This is a genomic window from Plantactinospora sp. CA-294935, from assembly GCF_050936445.1.
GTDB lineage: Bacteria > Actinomycetota > Actinomycetes > Mycobacteriales > Micromonosporaceae > Plantactinospora.
The window spans coordinates 3,488,740-3,514,017 of sequence record NZ_JBNJMU010000001.1 but is presented as its reverse complement, the minus strand read 5'-3'; the positions used below and the strand labels follow the sequence as shown (position 1 = coordinate 3,514,017).

Here is a 25,278-nt window from a genome sequence, read left to right as displayed (position 1 = left end):
CACTATGTGGAGCAAGTGTTTTGCCCTGACCACCGTCATGCTCACCGGCGTGGCACTGACCCTGCCGGGCCCGGAGTCCTGGGCCGGGACGCGCGACGAGGCACTGCTCGGCGACTTCAACGGCGACGGTCTCCAGGACTCGGCCACCCTCGGCCGGATCGCCCCGAACCTCTGTTCGACCATCGTCGAGTACGGCAGCGCGTCCGGCGTCTACCTGCCCCCGGTCGCCTACACCTACCTCACCCCCAACGGCGGCGGCACGCCCAACTGCCCGGACATCGGCGTCGCGCTGAACGTCGACGACGACCCGGTCGACGAGCTCTACATCGGCTGGACGGGTGGCCCGCCGGCCACCGTCGACTTCAGCCGCATAGTGCTCCAGCCGCCGGCCTTCGTCCCCAGCACCTTCTACACCTCGCCGATCACCCGTCCGACGTTCATCGGCGCCGGCCGGTTCGGCCAGGACGGCCGGGAGAGCCCCTACGGGGTGGGGCCGGGCGGAGTGATCAACCTGATCGTCGACGGCTCCACGATCGTCCCCGGCCCGATCAGCTACTGCTCGGTGACCGCCCCGACCGTCCAGCTCACCGACTGGAACCGGGACGGCGTGCACGGCGTGCTGGTCAGCTACACCGACGGCTGCGAGCCCGGCACGACCGGCAGCAGCGGTGTGGTGCGGATCCACCACAGCGGCGCCGTCCAGCAACTGCAACTCGATCCGGTCGGGCGGACGACCTGGACGGCCCGGGTGGTGGACGCCGACGGCGACCGCTGGCTGGACGTCCGCACCGCCGAGAACGGCACCGACGAGGTCGACTACTTCGTCAACCAGGGCACCGAAGCCCCCGGCACCCTGGTCCCCTCACCGGACGCGAACACCGACCGAGTCGACCTCACCGAAACCCGACCCCTCGCCATCGACGTCCTCGGCAACGACCACGCCAGCCGGTACGCCGACATCACCGTCACCACCCCACCCCGGTACGGCACCACCCAGATCCAATCCGACCGCCGCATCGTCTACCGCCCCCGGGCCGACCACGGCCGCACCGACCACTTCAGCTACCAACTCAGCGAAGAGGGCAAGCGGAGCACCGCCACCGTGACCATCCGGTTCCCGAGCTGATCCGGTCGAACGTCGAGGCATCAGGGAGGGACCATGTGGCGCAGACGCACCGCGATGGTGGTGGTGATGGTGGTCGTGGCCGCCGTGGGCGGCGTCGTGGGCGCCGCGCCGAGTCCGGCCTGGGCCGCCGGCCGGGGCGAGCAGGTCCTCGGCGACGTCAACGGCGACGGCTTCACCGACCTGGTCACCCTCGGTCTGGTCCAGCCCGACTACTGCTCGGTGATCGTCGAGTACGGCACCGCGTCCGGCGACTACCGCCCGCCAGTGGCGTACGTCTATCTCCGCCCGGGCGGCTCCGGGATGGGCACCCGCTGCCCCGAACTCGGCGTCGCCGTGGACCTCGACGCGGACCGGAGCGAGGAACTGGTGGTGGCCTGGTATCCGGGCCCGCCGCCGACCGTGCCGTACAACCTGATGGTGCTGAACACCGCGTTCCAGCCGTCGTTCGGCCTGGTCCAGGCGGTCTTCGCGCCCTACTATCTGGGCACCGCCGACTTCAACGGCGACGGGCGGGAGGACGTCTACTCGGTCACCGACCAGGGCCAGGGGATCGAGACGTACCTCAACCTCGGCGACGGCACGCTGACGCACGGCCCTGAGCGATGGTGCGCCCGGCCGCTGGAGTACGACCTACGCGACTTCGACCTGGACGGCCGGACCGACCTGGTGAACAGCTACGTCGAGCGCTGTCTCTCGGCGACCTTCGCCAGCGGGGTGGCGGTGGTGCTCGACGACGGCACGCCGCAGGAGTTGCAGCACGATCCGGTCGGAATCGACACCTGGACGACCCGGGTGGTCAACGTGAACGGGGACCGGTTCCCGGACATCCGCACCACCTCCCGGCTGACCGGGGCGATCGACTACTTCATCGGCACCGGCGGCGGCCACTTCGTCCGGTCGCCGAAGGCGAACAGTGACGTCGTACGGCTCACCGGAAACCGGGCGGTGACGATCACCGTACGGGACAACGACTTCGCCACCAGCCAGGCCGAGGTCAGCATCACCGTCCAGCCGAGATACGGGACCGCCCGGGTCATCAGCCGCGGACGGATCATCTACACACCCCGGCCGAACCATGGCGCGACCGACCGGTTCACGTACCAACTCACCGAGGGCACCCGCCGCAGCAGCGCGGTCGTGTACATCCGGTGGAGCGGATAGCCCGATCCGGGTGGGTTGGCGAGCCTTTAGGAGCGTGCCATGAGGGGTAGAGGGATCGCCGCGATAACGGTGGCGATCATGGCGACGGCCGGTGGCGTGGGCATGCGGGTGCCGCACGTCTGGGCGGGCGGCCCGGGTGAGCCCGTCGTCGCCGACGTGAACGGTGACGGCCGACCGGACCGGGTGGTACTCGATCTCACCGTGGGAGCCGCGACCACCTGCCGGGTCGTGGTCAGCCTGGGACAGGCCGGCGGCGGGTTCGCGGCGCCGCAGGCGTACGACTATCTGACCCTGCCGGCGGAGGAGCCCAACTGCGCGGACATGGGCGTGGGGCTCGACCTGGACGCGGACGTCGCCGCCGAACTCGCGGTGACCTGGTTCGCCGGGCCGCCGACGACCGTCCCCAACACCCTGCTGGTGCTGGACAACTTCCGGGTGACCCGCGGCTTCAACACCATCTTCCAGCCCAGCTTCATCGGCACCGCGGACTTCGACGGCGACCGGCGGCAGGACATCTACGAGTGGACCGACCAGGGCGAGGGGTTCGTCAGCTATCTCGCCACCGGGGCCGGCACCCTGGTGCCCGGCCCGGTCCGGCACTGTTCCGGCCCGCTGCACCACCAGCTTGCCGACTTCAACCGGAACGCGGCGATGGACGTGGTGATCGCGTACATCGAGGGCTGCGGCGCGTATTTCAGCGGCGTGGTGGTGGTCCGCGACGACGGCAGCCTGTTCCACCTGCACTCCGACGTGCTGGGCTTCGCGAGTTGGACGCTGGAGACCGGCGACGCCAACCACGACGGCCTGGTCGACGTGACCACCTACAACCAGTTGACCGGGGAGATCGGCACCTTCATCAGCCTCGGCGACGGCTCCTTCGTCCGGTCGCCGGTGGCGATCCGCGACTATCCCACGGTCAGCGGCAGCAAGGCGACCGGCATCCAGGTGCTGGCCAACGACTACGCCACCGACCGCACCAGGGTGACCATCTGGACCCCGCCGCAGCACGGCACGGTCAAGGTCACCACGAATCGCACGATCATCTACACCCCGGACCCGACGCACGGCGCGAGCGACACGTTCGTCTACCGCCTCACCCAGGACGGCCGGACCAGCAACGCCGCGGTCAGTCTGAGGATCACCGACTGACCGGGCCGCGCAGGCCCTGGCCGTCCGGCCCCTCGACCCACACGGAGGAGCGCCATGTGGAGAAGACCGATCGTGGCGGGAACCGCCACGGCGACGATCCTCGCGATGGCCACGGCGGTGCCGCCCGCCGGGGCTGCCGGCCCGAACGATCCGCTGTACGGCGACCTGAACGGCGACGGCCTGCTCGACCGCGCCCGGCTCGGCACCGCGGCCCGCACCTGCGCCGTACTGGTCGAGTCGGGCCGGCCGGAGGGCGGTTACCTGCCGGTGCGCAGCCACCAGTACCGGCTCCCCGGCGCCGGCGCCCCGACCGCCTGTCCTGACCTGGGGGTGGCGGTCGACCTGGACGCCGCCCGCGGGCCGGCGGAATTGGTGGTGGGGTGGTACGAGGGCAACCCCGGTCGGTCCGGCCACGACCTGCTGGTGTTGCGGGACTACCGGGTGGTGGCCGCCCTGCCGGCGCTGCGGCAGCTCAACTTCATCGGGCTGGCCGACTTCGACGGTGACCGGCGGTGGGACGTCTATCTCTGGACCGACCAGGGCGAGGGCTTCGCCAGCTTCCTGAACACCGGCGCCGGGACCCTCACGCCCGGCCCGGTGCGATACTGCGCCGGCCCGCTGACCCCTCGCCTCGCCGACTTCGACTCCGACGGCGCCGCCGACGTCGCCATCGCGTACGTGGACGGCTGCGCGGACGACTCGCACGGGGTGGTGGTGGTGTACGGCGACGGCCGGGTGGTCGACCTCCAGCGCGACGCCGGCGACCGGTCGAGTTGGACGATGCACGTCCTGGACGCCGATCACAGCGGCGTGCCGGACGTGCTGACGTACCACCGGCCCAGCGGGGAGCGGCGTACCTTCCTGGCCGCCGGCGACGGCACCTTCGTCCGGTCGCCGCTGGCGACCCGGGACGTCGTCACGGTCGTTGCCGGCGGCTCGGTCCGGATTTCGGTACTGCACAACGACTGGGCCAGCCGGCGGGCCAGGCTGAGCGTGCTCGTCGCGCCCGCGAACGGGACCGTCGAGATCGGTGCCGGCCGGGTGATCGTGTACCGCCCGGGCCCGGATCCCGGTCCGGTCGACCGGTTCGTCTACCGGATCAGCCAGGACGGCCGCACCAGCGACGCGGCGGTGTCGATCAGGATCACTCCGTGAGCCTCCGGGGCGGTCGCTCGGACCGCCGGGCCGGCTTTCCTACCCCCGCGGCAGGCCCGCCAAACACCTTGTCAGATTACGGTCAGCGCACGCGACATGACGATGTGTGCACCCTAATCTCCTGCTGAGAACATCCAGGCACGGCGGGGGAACTAGGTCCGAGGAGGCACCATGTGGGGCCGACGCATCAGCACCTTCGCCGTTGCGATGGTGGCCGCCACCGGATTGGCCGCACCGGCTGCCCAGGCCGGCTGGCAGGACGAGCCGATCATCGCGGACGTGAACGGGGACGGCCGCGCCGACCGGAACGCCCTCGGCACCCTGCCCGGCACCTCCGACTGCGCCGTCCAGGTCGAGCTCGGCCGAACCGGCGGCGGCTACGGCCCGGCCCGGTCCTACCGCTACCTGACGTCGGCGCTCTACTGCCCCGACATGGGCGTCGGCCTCGACCTGGACAGCGACGCCGCGAACGAGCTGGCGGTGACCTGGTTCTCCGGGCCGCCGCCGTCCATCGACGACACCCTGCTGGTGCTGGACGGCTTCGCGATCTCGGCCGGCTTCGACACCATCACCCAGCCCAGCTACATCGGCACGGCCGACTTCAACGGCGACGGCCGGCAGGACGTCTACGAGTGGACCGACCAGGGCGACGGTTTCACCACCTACCTCAACACCGGCACCGGCACCCTGACGCCCGGCCCGGTGCGGTACTGCTCCGGCCGGCCGCAGTACCAGCTCGCCGACTTCGACGCCGACGGCGCGATGGACGTGACCCTCGCGTACGCGGAGGGATGCGGCACGTACTTCACCGGGGTGGTCGTGGTGCTGGACAACGGAACGGTGGTGGACCTCCAGGGAGACACCTACGGCGACGACTTCTGGACGGTGGCGGTGGCGGACGTGAACGGCGACGGCATCCTCGACGTCCGCACCACCAGCGAGGTGACCGGGGTGCGGAGCGTCTTCATCGGCACCGGCACCGGCACCTTCGTGCGGGCACCGACGGCTGTCCGGGACAACCCGCGGGTCAGCGCGGTCCGGGCGACCGGGATCCCGGTGCTCGCCAACGACTTCGCCACCAACGGCACCCGGGTCAGCATCGTCACCGGTCCGGCACACGGCACGGTGCAGGTCACCACCGGCCGTACCGTCATCTACCGGCCGTACCCGCACCACAAGGCCAGCACCGACCGGTTCGTCTACCGGCTCACCGACTCGGGCCGGACCAGCAACGCGGCGGTCAGCCTGCGGATCGCCCGCTGACGCCCGGGCCGGTGGCACGGCCGCCAGCGGTCAGCCGGCGGCTCGGTCGCGGAACCGCCGGCCGGCGGTGACCAACTGCTCGAGCAGCGGCGCCGGGGCGAGCCCCGGTTCCCGGGACTCCCGGTAGAGCGACCGCTGTAGCCGCAGCACCACCTCCGGGCCGAGCCTGTCCAGCACCTCGAACGGGCCGGCCGGATAGCCGCAGCCGAGCGTCATCGCGTGGTCGATGTCGTCCACCGAGGCGTACGACGCCTCCAGCATCCGCACCGCGTCGTTCAGGTACGGGAAGAGCAGCGCCCGCACCACGAACCCGGCCCGGTCCCCGCAGACCACCCCGGTCCGGCCCAACCCGGCGCAGACCGCCCGGGCGGTGGCGACCGCCTCCGCCGAAGACCGGACGGTACGCACGATCTCCACCACCGCCCCGGCCCGGGTCGGATCGATCAGGTGCAGCCCGACCACCTCGGCCGGCCGTCGGGCGGCCATCGCGATGTCGATCACCGGGAGCGTGCCGGTGGTGGTGGCGAGCAGCACCTCCGGCTTGCAGACCTCGGCCAGCTCGGCGAAGAGAGCCTGCTTGGCCGCAAGCTCGTCGGCCACCGCCTCCACCACCAGGTCGGCGTCGGCCAGCCCGGCCAGCCCGCCGGTCCGCCCGGCGTCCCGGGACACCACCAGCACGTCGTAGCCGGCCTGGCCGAAGAGTTCGCCGAGCCCGGTGACGGCGTCAGCCGTACCGACCACGCCGACCCTGCGCACCGGCCGGGCGCCGTCGGGCGGCGCCGCCAGCGGGGTCTGCCCGTCGGGTACGACGGCGGCCGAACCGGGCCGCTCGTACCGGTAGAAGCCCTGGCCGGACTTGCGGCCGAGCAGTCCCGCCGTGACCATCTGGCGCAGCAGCGGCACCGGGGCGTGCCGCCGGTCCCGGCCACCCCGCCGGTACATGGTGTCCAGGATCTCGTACGCCGTGTCCAGGCCGATCAGGTCGAGCAGCGCCAGCGGCCCCATCGGCAGCCCGCAGCCGAGCCGCATCGCGGCGTCGATCTCCGCACGGCTGGCGTACCCCGACTCGACCATCGCGACGGCCTGGTTGAGGTAGCCGAAGAGCAGGGCGTTGGCGATGAAACCGGCCCGGTCGCCGATGGTCACCCCGACCTTGCCCAGCCTGGCGCAGAGCGCCTGCACCGCGCCGACCACCTCGGTCGAGGTGGTCACGGTCCGGACCACCTCGACCAGCTTCATCACCGGCGCGGGGTTGAAGAAGTGCATCCCGACCACCCGGTCCGGCCGGCCGGTCGCGACGGCGATCTCGGTGACGCTCAGCGAGGAGGTGTTGCTGGCCAGGATCGCGGTCGGCCGGCAGATCCGGTCCAGGTCGGCGAAGAGCCGCCGCTTGAGGTCGAGCCGCTCGGGTACCGCCTCGACCACCAGGTCGACCTCGGCCAGCGCGGGTAGCCCGACGGCGAAGGTGATCCGGCCGAGCAGCCCGTCCCGGTCGGCGGCGCTCAGCCGGCCCCGTTCCACCGCCCGGTCGGTCGAGCGGGCGAGGGTGGCCCGGCCGTGTTCGAGCGCCTCGGCGGTGATCTCGACGGCGACCACCCGGAGACCGCCGCGGGCGAAGACCTCCGCGATGCCGGCGCCCATCGTGCCCAGTCCGACGACGCCGACGGTGGAGATGGTGCCGCCGGCACCGGTCGTCTCGCCTGCCACCCCTTGACCTCCCGCTTTGTCCCGGGCGGCCGGCTGAACGGCCGCTAGGTCACCTGCGGCGAGTCTGCCACGGATCGTCCGGGCGCCTCGGCCCGGTGCCGGTACCGCCGGCCGGGAAGCCGGACACCGGTCCCGCCCCGGACACCGGTCACGCCCCGGACACCGGTCCCGCCTACAGCAGGTCCAGCAGGGCGGCGGCGAACTCGACGGGGCGCTCGATGTTGGGCGAATGGCCGCAGTTCGCGAAGACGATCTCGCGGTAACTGCCGCCCGCCGCCGCGTACCGGTCCAGCACCGCGCGGGTCTGCCCGATCATCGGCTGCGGCGGGCACGCCTGCGCACCCGGCCAACCCGGCAGCACGCCGAGCGCGCCGAGCTGGGCCAGGTCGAAAAGGGAGGTGTCCGAGACGATCACGTCGGAGTCGCCGCGTACCCAGGTGATCGGCGGCTTGTCCGCCACCGCGACCAGTTCGTCGGCGATCCGGAAGTGCTTCGGCGCCAGGCTGTTCAGCACGCCCCGGTCCCCCGGCGCCATCCCCGGCCAGTTGTCGCTGCGCTCCATGGTGCCGGGGTAGTTGTCGTCGCCGGTCGCGGTGGAGAGCACCGAGTCGAGCAGCAGTTCCTCGTCCGCGCCGAGGCTGGCCGGGTCGGCGACGTACGCGGTGCGCAGGACCGTACGCGGGCTGGTCCGCTCGTCGGCGCTCCGGTCACCGGCGGCCAGCCGGGCGACGAAGTCCTGGTTTCCCGTGCCGCCCCCGGTGCCGGCGAAGTCCGGCGTGGTCGGCGTGCCGGCCAGGTCCCGGGTGCCGCCGAAGCCGTACGGCGAGACCGGAGCCGCCAGCAGCAGCCCGGCCACCCGGTGGGGGTGGTCGACCAGCAGCCGCATCGCCACTCCCCCGCCCAGCGAGTGCCCGACCAGCACCGGCCGGGCGCCCGCCGCGCCGAACAGGGCCGGCCCGTCGAGCAGCGCGGCGACGTCGTCGGCGAAGACGCCCAGCCCACGGGTCGCGTCCACCGGGGCGACCTCGGTGCCGCCGTAGCCGCGGAGGTCGGGGGCGACCAGCCGGAGGTCGGTCGGCAGGTGCCGGACCAACGGCTGCCAGAAGTCGGCGGAGGAGCAGTTGCCGTGGATCAGCAGCACCGGGCGGCCGTCCTCCGGGCCCGCCACCAGCACCCGCTGCCGGATGCCGTTCGCCGAAATCTCGTGTCGCCGGATCTCCATCGCAGCGATGATGCCAGTCGCCACCGCTCGCGGACATGTGGCCGCCCGCCATATCCCGAGGCCGGACACCGGCTGGACGCCACTGAATGGGCGCCCCGTCTGTGCACCCAGCTCGACAGTCTGCACGGCGAGGTGTCCCCGGCCGGCGGCCCGCGGTCACTGGAAGGCGAGGTAGGCCCAGGTCATACCGCCGGCGAGGGCGACACAGCCGCCGATCATCAACAGCATCCGCCGGGACCTCCGCGCGGGCGTACCCATCAACTGGGTCGGCTCGGCGAGCGCGCGGGGGGTCGGGCCGCCCGCCAGGGCGGGAACCGGGGCTGGCGCGGGTGGCGCCAGCAAGCGGCGGAAGGTACCCAACTGGTCGGTGGCGGCGGCCCCGGGATCGAAGAACCGCAGCTCCAGGTTGCCGAGCCGGATCCGGTCCCCGTCCCGCAACTCGGTGTGTCCGGAGAGTCGCTCGTCGTTGAGCCAGGTCCCGTTCGTCGACCCGGTGTCGGTCAACAGCACCCGGCCGGCGGCGAGTTCGACGGTGGCGTGCCAGCGGCTGACCTTGGGATCGTCCAGCAGTACGTCGACGCCGTCCTCCCGACCGATCCGGCGTACCCCGGGACGCAGCCGAAAGCTGGCACCCCTCAGTGGCCCACTGGTCACGGTCAGTATCGGCAACAGATCAAGTTGGTCGGACATGGATTTCTCCATCCGGCTTCGCCCCCCACCGACGCGGCAACGTCGGCCCCCGGGCTAGCTTTCCACCCGACCCCGCCCGGTTCCACGTCCTGCCGGTTCGAGTCGCGCTGGCCGGGGAGTGGATCCGGGCTCGCCGGTTCGGCCGATGGGACATCGGGCCCCGGCGATCCGCATGCCTACCCGTGGGTAATCTTCGGGTCTAGACTTCCGCCATGACGACCGTGAACGCTCCCGGCGTACCCGGAATCTCCGACGGCGAGCTGGTCTCCACCAATCCGGCCACCGGGGAGCTGGCGGGGCGGTTCCCGGTCGCCGACGCCGACGCCGTCGTTCGGGCCGTCGCACGGGCCCGGGAAGCGGCGCAGTGGTGGGCCGGGCTCGGCTCCGCCGGCCGGCGGAGCCGGTTGCTGCGCTGGCGGGCGCTGCTGGCCAACCGGATCACCGAACTCGCCGAGCTGTCGCACCTGGAGACCGGCAAGCCGGTCGCCGACGCCGTGGTCGAGGCGTTCAGCGCCATCGACCATCTCGACTGGGCGGCCCGGAACGCCAAGCGGGTGCTCGGCCCGCGCCGGATGCGGTCCCGGCTGGTGGTGGCCGAGTTCTCCGCCCGGCTCGAATACCGGCCGTACGGCGTGGTCGGGATGATCGCGCCGTGGAACTATCCGGTACTGACCCCGCTGGGCGCCTTCGGCTACGCGCTCGCCGCCGGCAACGCGGTGCTGCTCAAGCCCAGCGAGTACACCCCGGCGGTCGGGCAGTGGCTGGTCGACACCTTCGCCGAGATCGTCCCGGAGCAGCCGGTGTTACAGGCCGTGCACGGCCTCGGTGACGTCGGTGCGGCGCTGTGCCGGTCCGGCGTCGACAAGATCGCCTTCACCGGCTCCACCCGTACCGCCAAGTTGGTGATGGCGGCCTGCGCCGAGACCCTCACCCCGCTCGTCGTCGAGGCCGGCGGCAAGGACGCGGTGATCGTCGACGACGACGCCGACCTGGACGCCGCCGCCGAAGCCTGCGTCTGGGGCGCACTCACCAACGCCGGCCAGACCTGCATCGGCATCGAACGCGCCTACGTCACCGCCCCGGTCTACGACGCCTTCGTGGAACGGGTGGTGGCGAAGGCCGGCCGGCTCACCGTCGGCCCCGACGGCACCGACCTCGGCCCGATCACCATGCCCGACCAGATCGCCACGATCCGCCGGCACATCGAGGACGCGATCGACCGGGGCGGGCGGGCGGTGCTCGGCGGACCGGAGGCGGTGAAGCCGCCGTACGTGCACCCGACGATCCTGGTCGACGTACCCGAGGAGGCCGACGCGGTCCGGGAGGAGACCTTCGGACCGACGCTCACCATCAGCAGGGTGACCGACGCCGAGGAGGCGCTGCACCGCGCCAACGCGGTCCGGTACGGCCTCGGCGGCGCCGTCTTCGGCCGGCGCCGCGCGGCCGAGATCGCCGGCCGGATGCGCTCCGGGATGACCGCGATCAACTCCACCCTGACCTTCGTCGGGATGCCGACACTCCCGTTCGGCGGGATCGGCGACTCCGGCTTCGGCCGGATCCACGGCGCCGACGGCCTGCGCGAGTTCGCCCGCAGCAAGGCGGTGACCAGACGACGCGGACCCTCGCTGCTGCCGGCGATGACCTTCGAGCGCACTCCGGCCCAGGTGGAGCGCATCGTCAAGGCAGCCAAAATTCTGTACGGGCGGTGACCCTGGACTGACCGATCGTAGGGACAAAAGGACGACTAGGACATCCCTGGCCGCCTCCCGCATCGGTACCGTTCGCCCAATGGGGCTGCACGCGTTGCGATTCCGCCTGGTCGACAGCGAGAACTCCTGGGGTGGCCGGCGGCGCGCGCGCCGGGCCGGATGGCTCGCGGAGACGTTCCCGGACCTGGCCCAGATGTCCGTCATCGACCTGGGCGGCCGGGTGAGCACCTGGGCACAGGCCGGAGTACGCCCGAAGCACGTACACGTGGTGAACCTGGAGGAGGCCCCGGCCGACGTACCGGACTGGGCGGAGGTGGACCGTGGCGACGCCTGCGCGCTGCCCCGGCACATCGCCAGCCGCCGCTACGACCTGGTCTTCTCCAACTCGGTGCTGGAGCACGTCGGCGGGCACGAACGCCGGCTGCGGTTCGCCGAGACGGTGCACGCGCTCGCCGACGCGCACTGGGTGCAGACCCCCTACCGGTACTTTCCGATCGAGCCGCACTGGATCGCCCCGGGCATGCAGTTCACCCCGGTCCGGCTGCGGATCGCGCTGGCCCGCCGCTGGCCGCTGGCACACACCCGGCCGGACTGCCGGGAGACGGCGATCCAGCAGGTGCTCTGGACCGAACTGGTGGACCGGTCCCAGATGCGGCACTACTTCCCGCACTCGCAGATCCGGGCCGAACGGCTGGCCGGGCTGATCAAGTCACTGATCGCGGTCCGTACCGGCGGCTGAGGCGGGGTCAGCTCGCGTACGCCGGGTCGGCCAGGCTGACCAGGGTGGCCCCGGTCGAGTCGTCCACCACGGCAACCCGGACCCGGTCCGGCGCCACCTCCCCGGCCGGTACGGCGAAGACCGCCGTCGCCGGCCGGCCCTGGTAGCGGGCCGAGTAGCAGACCATCCGCCAGGACTCCTCCAGCCAGTGTTCCCGCACGTCCGAGGTGAGCAGTGCGGCGACCTGCCGGTACGCGGCACTGAGCTGGAGTTGCTGCACGCTGGCCAGCAGCGGCACCCCGGAGCCGCCCCGCAGCGGATGGGTGAGCCGGGCGCGGAGCCGGCGCAGCGGCAGCAGCCAGTGCGCGTCGAACTCCGGCGACAGCGCGACGATCAGCGCCGCCTCGGCCAGCAGCAGCCCGGCCGACGCGGCCGGGGCTCCGGTCAGCGCCGGCAGCCAGTACGTGCCACCGGCCGCGACACCGAAGAGCCCGGCCAGCACCAGCAGGCCGGCCCGGGCGATGCCGCGCCCGGTGACCGGGGTGGCCTTGGCGCTCAGGCAGCCGCACGAGGCGCCGGGTGCGGCGCGGCGGGCGTACCCGAGATAACCGACGAAACCGGCGGCCAGCGCGGCGGCCGCCACCGGCTCGGCGACCGGGGCCGGTGGCAGCACCAGCAGGACGCCGAGCAGCAGTTCGGTTCCGCCGAGCACCCGGTACGCCGGCACCGCCCGCCCGGCGCCGAGCAGCGTGCCGAGCGAAGAGGTACGTGCCTGCTCGGCCGCCCGCCGGTCGACGAGCTTGATCCGGGCCGACCAGATCAACACGACGCCGACCAGCAGGGACTGGAGCGCCGCCAGGGACTGGAGCATGATGCCCTCCTCTCGTTCCAGGCGTCGGGAAGGGCCCCTCCGGCTGGCGAAGGGACCCTTCCCGCACCGTCAGTTGGCGGCGTAGACCGTGGCGATGCTGATCTCGTTGGTGTCGGGGTGCCAGGCGCCGATCACCTGGACGTGCCCGCCGACCTTGAGTAGCGAGACGTCGGAGATGGCCGGGGTGCCGTTGTAGACCGCGGCGGTGGTGCCGGGTACGACGTGCCCGACCAGCCGCCTGCCGTGGTGGTCGAGGTGCAGCACGTTGCGGCCCACCGAGACGATGTGCGCGGTCAGGTTGACGATGTTGGCCCAGAGCGAGTCTGCGGCGAGGGTGCCGTCGGGCAGCCGTACGCCCCGGACGTACATGCCGTCGCCCTTTTCGAGCCGGTCGAAGGTGGTCGGCTGGAACTTCCAGATGCTGGTGCCGTTGGTGACCTGGATCCGGTGCAGCGCACCGTCCGAGCCGGCCAGCAGCACCACAGTGCCGGTGATCGAGGTGACCCGGCCCTCGGCGAAGTTCGGGTCCGGCTCGCCGGGCGAGACCTTCACCGGTTCGGCGGCCAGGGCGGCCTCCGGGGCGAGTGGGCCGAGTGCGGTGGCTCCGGCGATGCCGGCGCCGCCGAGTACGGCCGTGCTGAGCAGTCGTCGACGGTCCATCGTGGTCGCCATCGTGGAGTCCTCCGCTACACCGAGTCGACAGAGCAGGGCCGGAGCCCGGTGGACAGGCTGGCGATCGCGCTGTACGCCGCCGGCGTCAGGTCGATGATCCGGTTGGTGCCGCAGGACGAGCCGCAGCAGGCGCGCTCACCGCAGAACAGGTCGGTCTGCGGTCCGCAGTCGGCGATCGAGGTGCCGACCCGGGCTCCGTTGCAGAGGTTGGTGGTGTAGTGCACGAACCCGCAGGTCCGGCGTGCGAGGCTGGTGCCGCATACGTCGGGCCGGGTGATCGCGAGGCAGGCGGCCGAGGCGTTCGGCCAGGCATGCTGGAAGTTGCCGGAGGTGCAGGTGCCGCAGGCACCCCGCCCGGTCGACGCGCACGGACCCCAGGCGCTGCCGCAACAGAACCAGGACACCTCTCCGGTCACAGCTACCATGATCGGTCCTCCCTTCGGGGGTTAAGGGAAACGACGGTGATCAATATTGACGATAATTATTACGGCGGAAATCCACACAGTCAATTGATGTTCCTGAAAGTTTTCTTCAGCTTCGCGACCGGGTTCACCACAGCCTCCCGCCGCGACGGCCGGCGAACAGGTGTCAGGAACTGACCTGAACAGCCGCTAGCGTGCCCGGCATGACGACCTGCCAGACCCACCCGTCGCACACCCGCCCCGCGCGGCTCCGCTGATGCGACGGCTCTCGTTCGCGCAGGTCCGCGCCCGACGCCTGGACCGGCAGGGCCTGACGACGCCGCTGCCCGCAGCCGGCCCGGCCGAGGTCGTGGCCCGACTCGGCGGAGTGCACGCCCAGGTGCTCTCCGCCGCCGAACTCGGGATCGGGCTGCGCACCGCCGGGGCCAGCCGGCTCGACGTACGGGCGGCACTCTGGGACGAGCGCCGCCTGGTCAAGACCCGCGGCCCCCGGTTCACCGTGCACCTGCTGGCCACGGCCGACCTGCCGATCTGGACCGGTGCCCTGTCGGCGCTGCCGGTACGCCCGCTCCAACTACTCACCGAGGAGCAGGCCGAGCAGGTCGTCGCGGCGATCGCCGAGGCGCTGCGGGACGCGGAGCTGACCACCGACGAACTGACCGAGGCGGTGGTCGCGCGTACCGGGCCGTGGGCCGGAGAACCGGCGATGGCGGCGTTCCAGGGCTGGTGGCCGCGCTGGGTCGAGGCGATGTCGCTGGCCACCCGGCGCGGGGCGATGTGCTTCGGCCCGAACCGGGGCCGGCTGGTGACGTACACGAACCCGGCCCGGTGGCTGCCCGGGTTCCGGCCCGCCGACAGCCGTACCGCCCTCGCCGAGGTGCTCCGGCGCTACCTGTACGCGTACGGACCGGCCACCCCGGCACACGTCGCGCAGTGGCTGGCGGTGCCGAAGCGATGGGCGGCGGAGCTGTTCGACTCGCTCGGCGGAGAGCTGGAAGAGGTCTGCATGGCGGGCTCTCCGGCCTGGGTGCCGGCCGGCGACACCGACGTGCCGGCCGAGCCGCCGCACGGGGTGCGACTGCTGCCGTACTTCGACGCGTACCCGGTGAACTGCTTCCCCCGCACGGAGGTCTTCCCCGGCCCGGCCGCGGCCCGGGCGCTCGCCGGCGGCCAGGCCGGCAACTACCCGGTGCTGCTGGTCGACGGCCTGGTGGCCGGGGTCTGGCACCACCGCCGCTCCGGCCGGCGGATCGACGTCACCGTGGAGTCGCTGGTGGAACTGCGCAGCCGGCAGCTCCGCGAGCTCGACGAACAGGTGCTGCGGATCGGCGAGATCCTGGACGGCGCCGCCCGGCTCACCCTCGGCGAGGTGGCCGTCGGCCCGCACGCCTGACCGGTCAGAAGAGCGTCAACTCGTCCTTCTCGATGCCGCGCAGCCGGTCGTAGTTCACCGCCACGCACCGGATGCCCCGGTCGGTGGCGAGCACCCGGGCCTGCGGCTTGATCTCCTGGGCGGCGAAGACCCCGCTGACCGGTGCGAGCAGCGGATCGCGGTTGAGCAGCTCCAGATAGCGGGTGAGCTGTTCCACCCCGTCGATCTCACCGCGCCGTTTCACCTCGACCGCCACGGTGGCTCCGGCACCGTCCCGGCAGAGCAGGTCGACCGGACCGATCGCGGTCATGTACTCCCGCCGGATCAGCGTGAACCCGTCACCCAGCTCGGTGGGGGCGGCGGCCAGCAGTTCCTGGAGGTGCGCCTCCACACCGTCCTTGCGCAGCCCCGGGTCGACGCCCAGCTCGTACGAGGTGTCCTGGAAGATCTCCTCAAGGGTGATCCGCAGCTCCTCGCCGGCCTTGTTGACGACCCGCCACACCCCGGGGGCCTCCTCCAGCCGGCACGGCGGGCTCATCCAGTTCAGCGGCTTGTACGCCCGGTCGTCGGCGTGGATCGAGACCGACCCGTCCGCCTTCACCATCAGCAACCGGGTCGCCAGCGGCAGGTGCGCCGAGAGTCGTCCGACGTAGTCCACAGAGCACCGCGCTATCACCAACCGCACCCGACGAGGGTAGCGGAGGGGTCCGGTACCGCCGGGCGCGCCGTCCTGGCGCGTCGGTGCCATCCTGGTACCCGTGCTGGAAGCCCTCACCGGAACCGGCCTCGCGGCATCGGCCGGTCTCAACGCGTACATTCCGCTGCTCACCATGGGACTGCTCGCCCGGTACACCGACGTGGTGAACCTGCCCGGCGGCTGGCAGTGGATCTCCAACGGCTGGGTACTGGCGATCCTGGTGGTGCTGCTCGCCATCGAGGTGGTCGCCGACAAGGTGCCGGTGGTCGACCACGTCAACGACGTGGTGCAGACCGTGGTCCGGCCGACCGCCGGCGGGCTCGCCTTCGGCGCGGGTTCCGGGGCCGAGACGGTCACGGTCAGCGACCCGGGCGAGTTCTTCGGCTCTCACCAGTGGGTGCCGGTGGTGATCGGCGTGCTGATCGCGCTCGGCGTGCACGGGGTCAAGGCGGCGGCCCGGCCGGTGATCAACGCCGGTACGGCCGGCTTCGGTGCCCCGGTGGCGAGCACCGCCGAGGACGCCACCAGCGTGGTCTTCTCGCTGTCGGCGATCCTGCTGCCGGTGCTGGTCCTGCTCTTCCTCCTGGTCGTGCCGCTCTTCGTGGTCTGGGTGGTACGCCGGCGCCGGCGCCGCCGGACGGAGCGGCGGGCCGCCCGACCCGGTGACCGGTACGACCGGTCCGTCACGCATAGTTGACCCATGGCAGAGCAGCTCGCGATCTCCGTACGGGGGTTGCGCAAGGCGTACGGCGGGACGGTCGCCGTGGACGGCGTCGACCTGGCCGTGTCCCGGGGCGAGGTCTTCGCCCTGCTCGGCCCGAACGGTGCCGGCAAGACCACCACGATCGAGATCCTGGAGGGATACCGGCGCCGGGACGCGGGCGAGGTCAGCGTGCTCGGCGTCGATCCGGACCGGGCGGACGGGCAGTGGCGGTCCCGGGTCGGCATCGTGCTCCAGGGCACCGGCGAGTTCGACGACCTGACGGTGGCCGAGGTGGTGCACCACTTCGCCGGCTTCTACCCCAACCCGGACGATCCGGACAAGGTAATCGAACGGGTCGGGCTGGCCGGCAAGGCGACGGCGCGGACCCACACCCTCTCCGGCGGGCAGAAGCGCCGGCTGGACGTGGCGCTCGGCATCGTGGGCCGACCCGAGCTGCTCTTCCTGGACGAGCCGACCACCGGCTTCGACCCGGAGGCCCGGCGCGAGTTCTGGGAGCTGATCCGGGACCTGGCCGCCGCCGGCACCACCATCGTGCTGACCACGCACTACCTGGACGAGGCCGAGGCGCTCGCCGACCGGGTCGCGGTGATCACCGGCGGGCGGCTGGTCGAGGTGGCCGCTCCGGCCCGACTCGGCAACCGGGCGGAGGCGCTGGCCACGGTCTCCTGGCGTACCCCGGAGGGCGCCGTGGAACGCGTCGAGAGCGCGACGCCGACGGCGCTGGTCGCGGAGCTGGCCGCGCGGTTCGGCGGCGAGGTGCCGGGGCTGACCGTGACCCGGCCCACCCTGGAGGACGTCTACCTACGGATGATCGGGCACCGATGAGCACCTCGACCACCGCACCGGAGACCGCCGGCAGGCCGCCGGAGTCCGCGCCGGCCCGGCGGGTCGGGCCGGTCGCGCTCGGCCTGCGGCAGGGCCGGCTGGAGGTACGCCAGTTCCTGCGCAGCCGCGAGTCCGTGGTCTTCACCATGCTCTTCCCGGTGGTGATGATCCTGATCTTCGCGTCGATCTTCAAGGGCGAGATCGGCGGCGGGGTCCGGTTCACGCAGTACTTCGTGACCGGCATGATCGCCACCGGGCTGATGACGGTCGGCTTCCAGAGCCTGGCCATCCAGATCCCGATCGAGCGGGACCGTGGCGTACTGAAGCGGCTGCGCGGCACCCCCATGCCGAAGTGGGTGTACTTCGTCGGCAAGATCGTCATGGTCGCCGTGATCGGCCTCGCCGAGACCGTGCTGTTGCTGGCCGTCGCTGCGCTGCTCTTCGACCTCACCCTGCCGCAGACCGCCGGTAAGTGGTTCGACCTGCTCTGGATCTCCGCCCTCGGCATCACCGCCTGCACCCTCTGCGGCATCGCCTTCTCCTCGCTGCCCCGCACCGGGCGTGGCGCGTCCGCCACGGTGACCCCGGTGGCTCTGGTGCTCCAGTTCATCTCCGGGGTCTTCTTCGTCTTCACCGACCTGCCGAGCTGGATGCAGCAGGTCGCGGCGATCTTCCCGCTGAAGTGGATGTGCCAGGGCCTGCGCTCGGTCTTCCTGCCCGAGTCGTTCGGCGCCCAGGAGCCGGCCGGCTCCTTCGAACTGGGCCGGGTCGCCCTGGTGCTCGGCCTCTGGTGCGTCGTCGGCCTGGTGCTCTGCCTGACCACCTTCCGCTGGACCAGCCGCCGCGACGGCTGATCCGGTGCGCGGTCGGTCGGGCACCAGCCCGGTCAGTACGAGTAGAAGCCCTTTCCGGTCTTCCGCCCCAGGTCACCGGCGGTGACCATCCGCTGCAGCAGCTCCGGTGGGAAGAACTTCTCGTCGGCGGTGTCGGCGTAGATGTTCTTCGTCGCGTGCAGCAGCACGTCGGCGCCGGTCAGGTCGGTGGTGGCCAGCGGCCCCATGGCGTGCCCGAAGCCGAGCTTGCAGGCGGTGTCCAGGTCCTCCGGCGAGATCACCCCGGACTCGACGAGCTTGACCGCCTCCATCACCAGGGCGGTGATCAGCCGGGTGGTGACGAATCCGGCGATGTCCCGGTTGACCACCACGCAGGTCTTGCCGATCTCCTCGGCGAACGCCCGGGCGGTGGCCAGCGTCTCGTCGCTGGTCTTGTAGCCCCGGACCAGTTCGCAGAGCTTCATCATCGGGACCGGTGAGAAGAAGTGCGTGCCGACGACCGACTCCGGCCGGCCGGTGGCCGCCGCGATCTGGGTGACCGGGATGGCCGAGGTGTTGGTGGCCAGCACCGCGCCGGGGGCACAGATCTTGTCCAGCGCCCGGAACACCTCCTGCTTGATCTCCAGCCGCTCGAAGACCGCCTCGACCACGATGTCGGCGTCGGCCGCCGCCTCCAGCTCGGTGGTCGGGGTGATCCGGTGCAGCGTCGCCTCGACCTCGTCGGCCTCGATCGTGCCCTTGGCCGCGAACTTCTCCAGCGACATACGGATGCCGGACAGGCCGCGGCGGGTGGCGGCGTCGTCCAGGTCGCGCAGGGTCACCTGCCAGCCTGCCCGCGCCGCGACCTGGGCGATGCCCGAACCCATCAGACCGGCCCCGATGACCGCGAGTCGACCCGCCATGTGCTCACTCCTTCGGCTGGATTGTGTCCTCGCAGAGCACCTTAACGGTCGACCCGACCACCGCTACCCGCCGGTAACAGGTTCGGGCCGGCGGTACCCCGGGGCATGTCCGGGGTACCGCCGGCCCGACGGCGGTCGTCGCGGGGGCCGCGACGGGTCAGCTCGCGCGCAGCGGCGCGAGCGCGGTGCTCCAGGCGACGGTCTGGTCCAGTACGACGCCGAGGGCGTCCGCCTGGTGCGGACCGGGCGTGAAGACGCTGTAGTTCTCGAAGTCGGTGTGCAGCGAGAGCGCCACCTGGGCCCGTACGTCGGCCATCATCAGCTCACCGGCGATCAGGCGCAGGTGCTCGACCGCCCGGGCGCCGCCGACCGAGCCGTAGCTGACGAACCCGACCGCCTTGTTGTTCCACTCGGCGAAGAGGAAGTCGATGGCGTTCTTCAGGGCGCCCGAGGTGGAGTGGTTGTACTCCGGGGTCACGATGACGAACCCGTCGAACGAGGCGATCTTGGCGGCCCACTCCAGGGTGTGCGGGTTCGCGTACTGGCCCATGCTCGGCGGGATCGCCTCGTCGAGGTGCGGCAGCTTGTAGTCGAGCAGGTCGACCAACTCGTACTGGGCGTCGCTGCGCTGCCGGGCGATGTCGTACACCCAGCGGGCCACGGCCTCGCCGTTGCGGCCGGGACGAGTGCTGCCCAGGATGATGCCAATTCTGGTCATTGCCGGTTTTTCCCCTCCGAATTGCGCAGCACTCATGTGCTTGCCGCGTCAAGCAAATAACTCGATAGTTGCTTTGTCAAGCAATCGCCGTGCTAGTGTGTTCTCCATGACAGCCCCGTTGCCTCCGTTGAGCAGCGAGGAAGAAGCCGTCGTCCGGGCACTGGGCCGGGCGATCATCGTCGTGCCGCGGGCCCTGGACGCCGACCTGACCCGCGAGCAGCACCTGTCGATCAACGAGTACGGCGCGCTGATGCACCTCTCCGAGGCGCCCGACCGCCGGATGCGGATGAACGAGCTGGCCACCGCCTGCGACCTCTCGCTGAGCGGGATGACCCGGATCGTCACCCGGCTGGAGCAGCAGGGCTTCATCGAGCGGATCCGCTGTGCCGAGGACGCCCGGGGCTGGAACGCCGTGCTCACCGACGCCGGGCTGGCCCGGCTGGAGGCGGCCTACCCGACCCACCTGGCCAGCGTCCGGCGGCACGTCGTCGACCACCTCGACGGGCTGGACCTCGGGCAGCTCGCGGACGCGCTGCGCCGGTTCGCGACGACCGGCACCTGCGCGGAGCACTCGGACCCGGAGTCCCGATCCGCCTCCTGAACTGGCCGGCCGCCGCCCGGTCATAACGTGAAGGCCGGCTCTTCGGGAGCGGTCGCCCGCTCCACCTCGACCCCCAGGCTCCGCAGGTCGGCGATGAAGTCCGGATAGCCCCGGTCGACGTGGTGCACGTGCGAGATCTCGGTTACCCCGTCGGCGCAGAGTCCGGCGATCACCAGGCCCGCACCGGCCCGGATGTCGGTGGCCCGCACCGGGGCGCTGGAGAGCCGCTCCCGGCCGCGCACCACCGCGTGGTGCCCGTCGGTCTTGATGTCCGCACCCAGCCGGGCCATCTCGTTCACGAACATGAACCGGCCGTCGAAGATGTTCTCGGTGACCAGCGAGGCCCCCTCGCTGACCGAGGCCAGCCCGATCGCCATCGGCAGCAGGTCGGTGGCGAAGCCCGGGAACGGCAGGGTCACCACGTCCACCGCCGACGGCCGCCGGTCCAGTTGCACCCGGAACGCGTCGGTCCGGGTCTCGACCAGGCACCCGGCCGAGACCAGCTTGTCGAGCGCGATCTCCAGGAAGGCCGGGCTCGCGCCGGTCACCGTGACGTCGCCCCGGGTCATCGCCGCCGCGAAGGCCCAGGTGCCGGCGACGATCCGGTCGCCGACCGTGGCGTGCCGGACCGGGCGCAGCTCGGAGACGCCCTCGATGCGCAGCATGGAAGTGCCGGCACCGTCGATCTTGGCACCCATCTGGGTGAGCATGGTGCAGATATCCACGATCTCCGGCTCGCGGGCGGCGTTGTCGATCTCGGTGACGCCCCGGGCGAGTACCGCCGCCATCACCAGGTTTTCGGTGGCGCCGACGCTGGGGAAGTCGAGCCAGATCGTCGCGCCGTGCAGCCCCCGGGGTGCCGAGGCGATGACGAAGCCGTGCTCGCCGGAGATCTCCGCACCCATCCGGGCCAGCCCGGCCACGTGCATGTCCAGCCCGCGCGAGCCGATGGCGTCGCCGCCGGGGTGCGCCACCCGGACGTACCCGCGCCGGGCCAGCAGCGGGCCGAGCACGCAGATCGAGGCGCGGAGCCGGCGTACCAGGTCGTAGTCGGCCTCGGTGCCGGGATCCGTCGGCACGTCGATCGTCACCGAACAGGACCGGGGCGGGCCGCCGTCCCCGCCCGCCGCACCCTCACCCTCGTCGTCGGCGAACGACACCGCACAGCCGAGCCGGCGCAGCACCTCGGCCATGATCGCGATGTCGGTGATCCGGGGTACGTTCGTGATCACGCTCCGCCCCGGGGCGAGCAGCGCCGCCGCCATCAGTTTCAGCGCGGAATTCTTGGCACCCACGACGTGCACCTGGCCCTCCAGCCGGGCGCCGCCACTGACTCTGATCACGTCCACGTCGCAAATCGTAGAGTCGTCCGCCCCACCCGGCCCGGTGCCGTCCGGCCAGCCCTGCCCGGTTCCCGACTCGGGCCGGGCCGGCGTCGCCGGGCTCGACGTCCGTACGCTGTTCGTCATGGCCGTCCACCTCACCCGCATCTACACCAGGACCGGCGACGCCGGCACGACCAGGCTGAGCAACAACGAAGAGGTCGCCAAGACCGACCCGCGGATCGGCGCGTACGCCGACGTCGACGAGTGCAACGCGGCGATCGGGGTGGCGCTGGCCCTCGGGCAGCTCGACGAGGATCTCCGCACCGTGCTCGGCACGATCCAGAACGACCTCTTCGACGTCGGCGCCGACCTCGCCACCCCGGTCGAGCCGGAGCCGGCGTACCCGCCGCTGCGGGTCACCGAGGAGTACGTACGGCGGCTGGAGGGCTGGTGCGACCGGTACAACGCCCGACTGGCCAAACTCGACTCCTTCGTCCTGCCCGGCGGCACTCCGGGAGCAGCCCTGCTGCACGTGGCACGCACGATCGCCCGGCGGGCCGAGCGCTCGGCATGGGCCCTGGTCAGCTCCGAACCAGATCGAACCAGCACTCTTCCGGCAAAGTATCTCAACCGCCTCTCGGATTTGCTGTTCATCCTGGCAAGAACCGCAAATCCGGCCGGAGATGTGCTATGGGCGCCGGGTGGCCAGCGCTGACCCGACCGGTCCCGGCGACGCGCCGAGCGGGGTGATCCCCGACCGGCCCCCCGTCCCGCCTGGCGGCTTGCACCACGTCGAGATCTGGGTACCGGACCTCGACCGGGCCACCACGAGCTGGGGCTGGCTCCTCGGCGAGCTGGCCTGGACGCCGTACCAGAGCTGGCCGGCCGGCCGCTCCTGGCGGCACGGCCCGACCTACCTGGTGCTGGAGGAGTCCCCCGCGCTGTCGTCCCGGCGGCACGACCGGCTCGCGCCGGGGCTCAACCACCTGGCCTTCCACGCCGGCCCGCCAGCCGCCGTGGACCGGCTGGTCGCGCTGGCCCCCGGGTACGGCTGGTCGCTGCTCTTCGCCGACCGCCACCCGTACGCGGGCGGGCCGGAGAACTACGCCGGCTACCTGACCGACGGGTCCGGGTTCGAGGTGGAACTCTGTGCCTCCTCAGTCCCCGTCCCCGGCGGCTGACCGGCCGGGCGCCTCCCGGCCCGCCGGGGCAGGCCGCCGCCCCACCGGGCCGGTCGGCCGGCCCGACCACCTCGGCGGCGAGCAGAGCCCCGGCGGCCAGGGACAGCCAGCCCGGCGGCAGGCCGGTGAGCCGGTCGACGAGCCCGAAGCTGGGATCCACCCCTACACCGTGCCTGACGCGCCCGCCGGCCGGCGTGGTGCCGCGGGCCGCACCGGCTCCGCCGACTGGCCGGTGCACGGCGGCCCTCCCCTAGCGTCAGTCCCCGTCGGGATCACCGGAACGCTGGCGGGACGGTACCCGGACTGCTGTCGTCGCGGGTGGTGCTGTCCCGGCCGGGTCCGTCCAGGCCGATCGGCCGGAAGTCGTCGTCGACCAGACCGAGCCGGTGCGCGACCACCGCGGCCTGGACCCGGTTGCGCAGCCCGAGCTTCTCCATCGCCGCCGAGACGTGCGTCTTGACGGTGGTCACCCCCAAATGCATCCGGGAGGCGATCTCGGCGTTGGAGAGCCCGGCGCCGACCAGGGCCAGCACCTCGCGCTCCCGGCCGCTGAGCAGCCGGTGCCCCGACGGCCGTACGGCGTCGGAGCCGCGTTCGGTGTCCTCGGTGTGCGCCTGCAACGCCCGGTGCACGATCCGGGCCAGTACGGCCGGCGCCAGCAGCGGCTCGCCCCGGGCGGCCCGGCCGACCGCGTCCACCAGGTCCTCCGGGGCGCCGTCCTTGACCAGGTAGCCGATCGCCCCGGCGCCGAGCGCCCCGTAGATGTTGGCGTCGTCGGCGAAGGTGGTCAGCACCAGTACCCGGGTCGCCGGATGCTGGTCGAGGATCCGGCGGGTGGCCTCGATGCCGTCCATCCGGGGCATCCGCAGGTCCATCAGCACCACGTCCGGGCGGAGCCGCTCGGCCAGCCGGACCGCCTCCCGCCCGTCGCCGGCCTCGCCGACGATGTCGAACCCGCCGGCGGTGCGGAGCAGCAGGGTCACGCCGGCCCGGACCAGGGCCTGGTCGTCGACGACGAGGACTCGTACGGTCACCGGGACCGCCCGGTCGGCTCCGCGTCGATCGCCCGGGTCGCCGGCTTCGCGCAGATCGCCGCCGTCTTCTCCCGGATCGGCAGGTGCGCGGCGAGCCGCCAGCCACCGCTGCCGGTGGGGCCGGCGAGCAGCGTGCCGCCGAGCAGCCGGACCCGTTCCCGCATCCCGGCCAACCCGTGCCCGGAGGGCGGCAGCAGGGACGGCCGGGGCTGCTCCGGGCCGGTGTCGAGCACCTCGACCAGCAGGCCGGTACCGTCCGGCCGGATGTCCACCGAGGCGGTCGCGCCCGGTCCGGCGTGCTTGAGCGTGTTGGTCAGCCCCTCCTGCACCACCCGGGCGGCGGTGGTACGCACCACCAGCGGCGCCTCGCCGACGTCGCCGGCCAGGTTCATCCGGACCGCCACTCCGGCCGCCCGGACCCGCTGCTCAGCATCCATGATCAACTGCTCGGGCTCGATCGGCGGTCCGCCCGCCACGATCGCGTCCGGGTCGCGCAGCACCTCCAGCAGCGCCCGCAGTTCGTCGAGCACCTGGCCGGCGGTGACCCGCAACTCCCCCAGCGCCTGCACCGCGTCGTCCACCCGGCCGGTACGCCGGGCCGCGTACTGCGCCGCGCCGGCCTGCAACGCGATCGCCCCCACGTGGTGCGCGACGATGTCGTGCAGGTCCCGGGCGATCGCCGCCCGCTCGGCCAGCCGGGCCGCCCGGGTCTGCACCTCCTGCTGCGCCTCGACCTCCCGGGCGCGCTCCTCGGCCGACTGGGCCACCCGGCGCACCCGGCCCAGGTAGCGGGCCAGGGCGACCGGGGCGACGGAGATCCCGAAGAAGCCGGCGAGCTGGACGAACCCCTGCTGCCCGGGAAGCAGCCCCTCGCTGTCGGGGCCGATCAGGTGGACCAGCGACGCCGCGTACACCAGCCCCAGCGCCACGGCGGTGGCCGGCCAGTTCGCGGCGTACGCGATGATCCCGAGCGCGGTCAGGGCGCCGAACTGGGCGACGTCGCCGCCCAGCGGGGTGGTCCAGTTGGCGACGCTGAGCAGCAGGCACTCGACCAGCAGCACCGGCCAGGGCCACCGGCGGGCCGCCACCAGGATCAGCCCGGCGGCCACCGCCAGCAGCAGTGGCAGCGGCTCGCTCCGCACCACGGGCCAGCCCAGCTTGGCCAGCCCGAAGGCGCCTCCGACCAGGCCCATCAGCACAT

General features: G+C 72.3%; 27 protein-coding genes. 15 read left to right on the top strand and 12 right to left on the bottom strand.

Annotation, left to right across the window (positions count from 1 at the left end; genetic code table 11):
• Nucleotides 1–4 precede the first annotated feature (4 nt).
• The 5 genes from ACQEVC_RS15755 (at nucleotide 5) to ACQEVC_RS15735 (ending at nucleotide 5,854) form a co-directional block, all read left to right on the top strand.
• The gene (locus ACQEVC_RS15755) at nucleotides 5–1,126 is read left to right on the top strand and encodes an Ig-like domain-containing protein (protein WP_432877788.1); all 1,122 of its coding nucleotides are present in this window, start codon (nucleotides 5–7) and stop codon (nucleotides 1,124–1,126) included.
• Between the two features lie 33 nt (nucleotides 1,127–1,159).
• Complete coding sequence (locus ACQEVC_RS15750) at nucleotides 1,160–2,287, top strand: FG-GAP-like repeat-containing protein (RefSeq protein WP_432877786.1); 1,128 nt, start codon at nucleotides 1,160–1,162, stop codon at nucleotides 2,285–2,287.
• A 39-nt stretch (nucleotides 2,288–2,326) separates the two neighbouring features.
• The gene (locus ACQEVC_RS15745) at nucleotides 2,327–3,436 is read left to right on the top strand and encodes an Ig-like domain-containing protein (RefSeq protein WP_432877782.1); all 1,110 of its coding nucleotides are present in this window, start codon (nucleotides 2,327–2,329) and stop codon (nucleotides 3,434–3,436) included.
• 54 nt (nucleotides 3,437–3,490) lie between these two features.
• A complete protein-coding gene (locus tag ACQEVC_RS15740) occupies nucleotides 3,491–4,591 on the top strand; it encodes an Ig-like domain-containing protein (protein WP_432877779.1) in 1,101 nt (366 codons plus the stop codon).
• 171 nt (nucleotides 4,592–4,762) lie between these two features.
• Nucleotides 4,763–5,854, top strand: a complete 1,092-nt coding sequence (locus ACQEVC_RS15735) for an FG-GAP-like repeat-containing protein (RefSeq protein ID WP_432877776.1) — start codon at nucleotides 4,763–4,765, stop codon at nucleotides 5,852–5,854.
• 30 nt (nucleotides 5,855–5,884) lie between these two features.
• Here the strand turns inward: ACQEVC_RS15735 and ACQEVC_RS15730 are convergent, their stop codons facing one another.
• From ACQEVC_RS15730 to ACQEVC_RS15720, 3 genes are all read right to left on the bottom strand, one after another.
• Nucleotides 5,885–7,561 (bottom strand): 3-hydroxyacyl-CoA dehydrogenase family protein, encoded by a 1,677-nt coding sequence (locus ACQEVC_RS15730; RefSeq protein ID WP_432877774.1) that lies wholly within the window; start codon nucleotides 7,559–7,561, stop codon nucleotides 5,885–5,887.
• Between the two features lie 172 nt (nucleotides 7,562–7,733).
• Complete coding sequence (locus ACQEVC_RS15725) at nucleotides 7,734–8,783, bottom strand: alpha/beta fold hydrolase (RefSeq protein WP_432877772.1); 1,050 nt, start codon at nucleotides 8,781–8,783, stop codon at nucleotides 7,734–7,736.
• A gap of 156 nt (nucleotides 8,784–8,939) precedes the next feature.
• Nucleotides 8,940–9,473: an FHA domain-containing protein gene (locus ACQEVC_RS15720; protein ID WP_432877770.1), complete on the bottom strand. Its 534-nt coding sequence runs from the start codon at nucleotides 9,471–9,473 to the stop codon at nucleotides 8,940–8,942.
• A 212-nt stretch (nucleotides 9,474–9,685) separates the two neighbouring features.
• Between ACQEVC_RS15720 and ACQEVC_RS15715 the strand changes: the two genes are divergently transcribed.
• The gene (locus ACQEVC_RS15715; RefSeq protein WP_432877768.1) at nucleotides 9,686–11,182 is read left to right on the top strand and encodes an aldehyde dehydrogenase family protein; all 1,497 of its coding nucleotides are present in this window, start codon (nucleotides 9,686–9,688) and stop codon (nucleotides 11,180–11,182) included.
• Nucleotides 11,183–11,261: 79 nt separating this feature from the next.
• Nucleotides 11,262–11,921: a class I SAM-dependent methyltransferase gene (locus tag ACQEVC_RS15710; RefSeq protein WP_432877765.1), complete on the top strand. Its 660-nt coding sequence runs from the start codon at nucleotides 11,262–11,264 to the stop codon at nucleotides 11,919–11,921.
• A gap of 7 nt (nucleotides 11,922–11,928) precedes the next feature.
• Here the strand turns inward: ACQEVC_RS15710 and ACQEVC_RS15705 are convergent, their stop codons facing one another.
• From ACQEVC_RS15705 to ACQEVC_RS15695, 3 genes are all read right to left on the bottom strand, one after another.
• Nucleotides 11,929–12,771 carry a MauE/DoxX family redox-associated membrane protein gene (locus tag ACQEVC_RS15705; RefSeq protein WP_432877762.1) on the bottom strand — a complete coding sequence of 281 codons (843 nt, stop codon included), beginning with the start codon at nucleotides 12,769–12,771 and terminating at the stop codon, nucleotides 11,929–11,931.
• A 69-nt stretch (nucleotides 12,772–12,840) separates the two neighbouring features.
• A complete protein-coding gene (locus tag ACQEVC_RS15700; RefSeq protein ID WP_432877759.1) occupies nucleotides 12,841–13,443 on the bottom strand; it encodes a cell wall protein in 603 nt (200 codons plus the stop codon).
• A 14-nt stretch (nucleotides 13,444–13,457) separates the two neighbouring features.
• Complete coding sequence (locus tag ACQEVC_RS15695) at nucleotides 13,458–13,859, bottom strand: hypothetical protein (RefSeq protein WP_412102695.1); 402 nt, start codon at nucleotides 13,857–13,859, stop codon at nucleotides 13,458–13,460.
• A gap of 45 nt (nucleotides 13,860–13,904) precedes the next feature.
• Here ACQEVC_RS15695 and ACQEVC_RS15690 point away from each other — a divergent pair, with 45 nt between their 5' ends.
• Both ACQEVC_RS15690 and ACQEVC_RS15685 read left to right on the top strand, forming a co-directional pair.
• Nucleotides 13,905–14,042 (top strand): hypothetical protein, encoded by a 138-nt coding sequence (locus ACQEVC_RS15690; RefSeq protein ID WP_432877757.1) that lies wholly within the window; start codon nucleotides 13,905–13,907, stop codon nucleotides 14,040–14,042.
• Between the two features lie 79 nt (nucleotides 14,043–14,121).
• The gene (locus ACQEVC_RS15685; RefSeq protein ID WP_432877754.1) at nucleotides 14,122–15,258 is read left to right on the top strand and encodes a winged helix DNA-binding domain-containing protein; all 1,137 of its coding nucleotides are present in this window, start codon (nucleotides 14,122–14,124) and stop codon (nucleotides 15,256–15,258) included.
• A 4-nt stretch (nucleotides 15,259–15,262) separates the two neighbouring features.
• Here ACQEVC_RS15685 and nucS read toward each other — a convergent pair whose 3' ends face one another.
• Nucleotides 15,263–15,922 (bottom strand): endonuclease NucS, encoded by a 660-nt coding sequence (gene nucS / locus ACQEVC_RS15680; RefSeq protein WP_318394784.1) that lies wholly within the window; start codon nucleotides 15,920–15,922, stop codon nucleotides 15,263–15,265.
• A gap of 73 nt (nucleotides 15,923–15,995) precedes the next feature.
• Here nucS and ACQEVC_RS15675 point away from each other — a divergent pair, with 73 nt between their 5' ends.
• The 3 genes from ACQEVC_RS15675 to ACQEVC_RS15665 are packed head-to-tail and all read left to right on the top strand — an operon-like array spanning nucleotide 15,996 to nucleotide 18,337.
• Nucleotides 15,996–16,631 carry a DUF4126 domain-containing protein gene (locus tag ACQEVC_RS15675; protein WP_432877751.1) on the top strand — a complete coding sequence of 212 codons (636 nt, stop codon included), beginning with the start codon at nucleotides 15,996–15,998 and terminating at the stop codon, nucleotides 16,629–16,631.
• 3 nt (nucleotides 16,632–16,634) lie between these two features.
• A complete protein-coding gene (locus ACQEVC_RS15670; RefSeq protein ID WP_432877748.1) occupies nucleotides 16,635–17,483 on the top strand; it encodes an ABC transporter ATP-binding protein in 849 nt (282 codons plus the stop codon).
• Nucleotides 17,480–18,337, top strand: a complete 858-nt coding sequence (locus tag ACQEVC_RS15665) for an ABC transporter permease (protein ID WP_318394781.1) — start codon at nucleotides 17,480–17,482, stop codon at nucleotides 18,335–18,337. Before ACQEVC_RS15670 ends, ACQEVC_RS15665 begins: the two co-directional genes overlap by 4 nt.
• Nucleotides 18,338–18,369: 32 nt before the next feature.
• Here ACQEVC_RS15665 and ACQEVC_RS15660 read toward each other — a convergent pair whose 3' ends face one another.
• Nucleotides 18,370–19,218: a 3-hydroxyacyl-CoA dehydrogenase family protein gene (locus tag ACQEVC_RS15660; protein WP_432877744.1), complete on the bottom strand. Its 849-nt coding sequence runs from the start codon at nucleotides 19,216–19,218 to the stop codon at nucleotides 18,370–18,372.
• Between the two features lie 157 nt (nucleotides 19,219–19,375).
• The gene (locus ACQEVC_RS15655) at nucleotides 19,376–19,936 is read right to left on the bottom strand and encodes an NADPH-dependent FMN reductase (protein WP_432877741.1); all 561 of its coding nucleotides are present in this window, start codon (nucleotides 19,934–19,936) and stop codon (nucleotides 19,376–19,378) included.
• Nucleotides 19,937–20,042: 106 nt separating this feature from the next.
• On the opposite strand from ACQEVC_RS15655, the gene ACQEVC_RS15650 reads away from it, so the two are divergent.
• Nucleotides 20,043–20,537: a MarR family winged helix-turn-helix transcriptional regulator gene (locus tag ACQEVC_RS15650; protein ID WP_432877739.1), complete on the top strand. Its 495-nt coding sequence runs from the start codon at nucleotides 20,043–20,045 to the stop codon at nucleotides 20,535–20,537.
• A 20-nt stretch (nucleotides 20,538–20,557) separates the two neighbouring features.
• Here the strand turns inward: ACQEVC_RS15650 and murA are convergent, their stop codons facing one another.
• A complete protein-coding gene (murA, locus tag ACQEVC_RS15645; RefSeq protein WP_432877736.1) occupies nucleotides 20,558–22,006 on the bottom strand; it encodes a UDP-N-acetylglucosamine 1-carboxyvinyltransferase in 1,449 nt (482 codons plus the stop codon).
• Between murA and ACQEVC_RS15640 the strand changes: the two genes are divergently transcribed.
• Together ACQEVC_RS15640 and ACQEVC_RS15635 are read left to right on the top strand one after the other, a co-directional pair.
• Entirely contained in the window at nucleotides 22,005–22,577 is a 573-nt protein-coding gene (locus ACQEVC_RS15640) for a cob(I)yrinic acid a,c-diamide adenosyltransferase (protein WP_432877734.1), read from the top strand. The two genes, murA and ACQEVC_RS15640, sit on opposite strands and share 2 nt — an antisense overlap.
• 34 nt (nucleotides 22,578–22,611) lie before the next feature.
• On the top strand, nucleotides 22,612–23,043 hold the full coding sequence (locus tag ACQEVC_RS15635; protein WP_432891432.1) for a VOC family protein: 432 nt from the start codon (nucleotides 22,612–22,614) through the stop codon (nucleotides 23,041–23,043).
• 272 nt (nucleotides 23,044–23,315) lie between these two features.
• On the opposite strand, the gene ACQEVC_RS15630 is transcribed toward ACQEVC_RS15635, so the two are convergent.
• Nucleotides 23,316–24,077, bottom strand: a complete 762-nt coding sequence (locus tag ACQEVC_RS15630) for a response regulator (protein ID WP_432877731.1) — start codon at nucleotides 24,075–24,077, stop codon at nucleotides 23,316–23,318.
• On the bottom strand, nucleotides 24,074–25,270 hold the full coding sequence (locus tag ACQEVC_RS15625; RefSeq protein ID WP_432877728.1) for a sensor histidine kinase: 1,197 nt from the start codon (nucleotides 25,268–25,270) through the stop codon (nucleotides 24,074–24,076). Before ACQEVC_RS15625 ends, ACQEVC_RS15630 begins: the two co-directional genes overlap by 4 nt.
• Between the last annotated feature and the right edge of the window lie 8 nt (nucleotides 25,271–25,278).

Bases quoted from the DNA above. Each gene is read 5' to 3' on its own strand.
- ACQEVC_RS15660 (WP_432877744.1), bottom strand. From the start codon at position 19,218: ATGGCGGGTCGACTCGCGGTCATCGGGGCCGGTCTGATGGGTTCGGGC.
- murA (WP_432877736.1), bottom strand. From the start codon at position 22,006: ATGACGAACAGCGTACGGACGTCGAGCCCGGCGACGCCGGCCCGGCCC.
- ACQEVC_RS15740 (WP_432877779.1), top strand. From the start codon at position 3,491: ATGTGGAGAAGACCGATCGTGGCGGGAACCGCCACGGCGACGATCCTC.
- ACQEVC_RS15670 (WP_432877748.1), top strand. From the start codon at position 16,635: ATGGCAGAGCAGCTCGCGATCTCCGTACGGGGGTTGCGCAAGGCGTAC.
- ACQEVC_RS15625 (WP_432877728.1), bottom strand. From the start codon at position 25,270: ATGGGCCTGGTCGGAGGCGCCTTCGGGCTGGCCAAGCTGGGCTGGCCC.
- ACQEVC_RS15735 (WP_432877776.1), top strand. From the start codon at position 4,763: ATGTGGGGCCGACGCATCAGCACCTTCGCCGTTGCGATGGTGGCCGCC.
- ACQEVC_RS15665 (WP_318394781.1), top strand. From the start codon at position 17,480: ATGAGCACCTCGACCACCGCACCGGAGACCGCCGGCAGGCCGCCGGAG.
- ACQEVC_RS15755 (WP_432877788.1), top strand. From the start codon at position 5: ATGTGGAGCAAGTGTTTTGCCCTGACCACCGTCATGCTCACCGGCGTG.
- ACQEVC_RS15700 (WP_432877759.1), bottom strand. From the start codon at position 13,443: ATGGCGACCACGATGGACCGTCGACGACTGCTCAGCACGGCCGTACTC.
- ACQEVC_RS15710 (WP_432877765.1), top strand. From the start codon at position 11,262: ATGGGGCTGCACGCGTTGCGATTCCGCCTGGTCGACAGCGAGAACTCC.
- ACQEVC_RS15640 (WP_432877734.1), top strand. From the start codon at position 22,005: ATGGCCGTCCACCTCACCCGCATCTACACCAGGACCGGCGACGCCGGC.
- ACQEVC_RS15725 (WP_432877772.1), bottom strand. From the start codon at position 8,783: ATGGAGATCCGGCGACACGAGATTTCGGCGAACGGCATCCGGCAGCGG.
- ACQEVC_RS15715 (WP_432877768.1), top strand. From the start codon at position 9,686: ATGACGACCGTGAACGCTCCCGGCGTACCCGGAATCTCCGACGGCGAG.
- ACQEVC_RS15650 (WP_432877739.1), top strand. From the start codon at position 20,043: ATGACAGCCCCGTTGCCTCCGTTGAGCAGCGAGGAAGAAGCCGTCGTC.
- ACQEVC_RS15655 (WP_432877741.1), bottom strand. From the start codon at position 19,936: ATGACCAGAATTGGCATCATCCTGGGCAGCACTCGTCCCGGCCGCAAC.
- ACQEVC_RS15750 (WP_432877786.1), top strand. From the start codon at position 1,160: ATGTGGCGCAGACGCACCGCGATGGTGGTGGTGATGGTGGTCGTGGCC.
- ACQEVC_RS15685 (WP_432877754.1), top strand. From the start codon at position 14,122: ATGCGACGGCTCTCGTTCGCGCAGGTCCGCGCCCGACGCCTGGACCGG.
- ACQEVC_RS15705 (WP_432877762.1), bottom strand. From the start codon at position 12,771: ATGCTCCAGTCCCTGGCGGCGCTCCAGTCCCTGCTGGTCGGCGTCGTG.
- ACQEVC_RS15745 (WP_432877782.1), top strand. From the start codon at position 2,327: ATGAGGGGTAGAGGGATCGCCGCGATAACGGTGGCGATCATGGCGACG.
- ACQEVC_RS15720 (WP_432877770.1), bottom strand. From the start codon at position 9,473: ATGTCCGACCAACTTGATCTGTTGCCGATACTGACCGTGACCAGTGGG.